Origin of the sequence: Pseudacidovorax sp. 1753 (genome assembly GCF_040544975.1) — a bacterium.
Taxonomy (GTDB): Bacteria; Pseudomonadota; Gammaproteobacteria; order Burkholderiales; family Burkholderiaceae_C; genus Xenophilus.
This window is the reverse complement of record NZ_JBEPKY010000058.1, coordinates 1-1,609: the sequence shown is the minus strand read 5'-3', so window position 1 is coordinate 1,609 and position 1,609 is coordinate 1. Positions and strand designations below refer to the sequence as shown.

Sequence of the window (1,609 nt, the reverse complement as noted above, 5' to 3'; positions counted from 1 at the left end):
CATGCTGGTGCACTCGCTTGCAGTGGCCTCGGGCGTGGGCAAAGCCAGGGCCGCTCGCGTCGGCTGGGTGGCTCTCTGAATTTTGCAGGGCCGACGTCGTAGGCGATGCGGGTGACGGGCGAGGCGGCGCTGGCAAAGCCGTTGCTGTCGGGCTGCACCTGCTCGATGACCTGGTTGTTGGCGTTGTAGCGGTAGGTGGTCTTCCAGGCCGTGGAGCGCGGGTCGCTGATGCTCAGAACGTTGCCCCAGCGGTCCACGTTCTGCTGCACCACGGGGCGGACCCAGTCGGCCACGCCATCGAGGCCCGTGCTCTGGCCAACCGAGCTGCACGCCCGGTTGTCGCGCATACGCGTCCGCTCGGTCGCCCAGCAGCCAGCGTGCATCCGCATCGCTCATCGTGGACTGCCACATGCTCGGGCTTCTCGACGTCACTGGCCCAGCGACTGCTCCCAGAACTGATCGCGCAGCCTCTGTTCCTGCGAGACGTAGGTCCCTTCGCTGCTGTTGGCTGCTGCAAGGCTCTCCCAGATCACATTGCCGAATTGGCTAGAGCATAGGCGCCTTCTTTAGTAAGAAACAATTTTGGAAGAGCCTCTCCCTCAACCTTTTTTTCTTCTAAAAATTTGAGTTCATCTCGCAAAAATTTAAAGGCTCGGTCAAATTCAGCAGGGTCACCGCCACTACTCAACACTCGTCTTCCCAGTGTGTGCCAATTGCAATTCCCGCTGCGTTGCGCAACTAGAGATAAGACAAGCATTTCCGTTGAATTTATTCTAATCATATTACCACCCCATCACTTTCAAAGCATCTGGATGATATAGTAGATTTTCTGATTTTAAGGGCAAATTGTAATCGGCCAAACTTGCGCTGTGGGTTTGCAACCAAAGTTGACGCGCTTGATCTGGGTTATGCGGGACACCTGTTTCCCATCCCATCTTTCGGTACCTAACGAACTCTCTTAATTCGTGGGTGTAAAAATTTAGATCTTGCTCCGCAGGTGAAATTTGCCCAGCCGCAATTTGGCGTAGACGACTAATCATTACATTGTTGGCATCATCTGCGCCGAACCGGGCAACGTGTCTTTCTACGACATCAATCCCTCGTTGTGAGATGCGCACACCATCGGTTGTGAAATCACGTACAGGGCCGCCTGCGAGAGTTTCATCAAATCCCCTCCATGCTGTCGCAGGGCCTCGGCCCCCAAGCACTGGACCGCTATTTGCGCTGCCAGCGGCTACCCCGTCCAAGGTGATGGCAACTCTACTACGCAAAGCACTCACAACCGCAGGCCCCGCAGCCGCCCCCATTGTGAGCGCCATCTCACCCATCGCCGCCCCGGCCGGCGACAGACCCAGCCCCTCCTGCAGTCCCCTGTTGAGCACTGTGGCTGCGGGCGTTCCGAACACCGCCATGCTCGCCTGCGCATACATCTGATCGAGTGACAGGCCGGTCAGCAGCACGTTGCCGGACGCAGCCCCGGCCGCCACGCCAAAGCTTGCCATGACGGTGCCCGCAAGCCCTTGTACCCGTGGGCCCAGGTCGTAGTCCACGATGGCGTCGGCCAATGGCTTAGCGATCGCCGCAGTGATCGGGTTGCCCATGCCGGAGG

Annotated in this window: 3 protein-coding genes; all 3 read right to left on the bottom strand. The window is 58.4% G+C overall.

Translation table 11 applies throughout. The annotated features are described in order from the left end of the window. Positions 1-347 (bottom strand): RHS repeat domain-containing protein (locus ABIC63_RS29870; protein WP_354322467.1); only part of this gene is annotated, 347 nt, incomplete at its 3' end. A 182-nt stretch (positions 348-529) separates the two neighbouring features. Then, positions 530-757, bottom strand: a complete 228-nt coding sequence (locus ABIC63_RS29865; protein ID WP_354322466.1) for a hypothetical protein — start codon at positions 755-757, stop codon at positions 530-532. Between the two features lie 25 nt (positions 758-782). After that, on the bottom strand, positions 783-1,609 hold an 827-nt coding region (locus ABIC63_RS29860), incomplete at its 5' end, for a TrbL/VirB6 family protein (protein WP_354322465.1).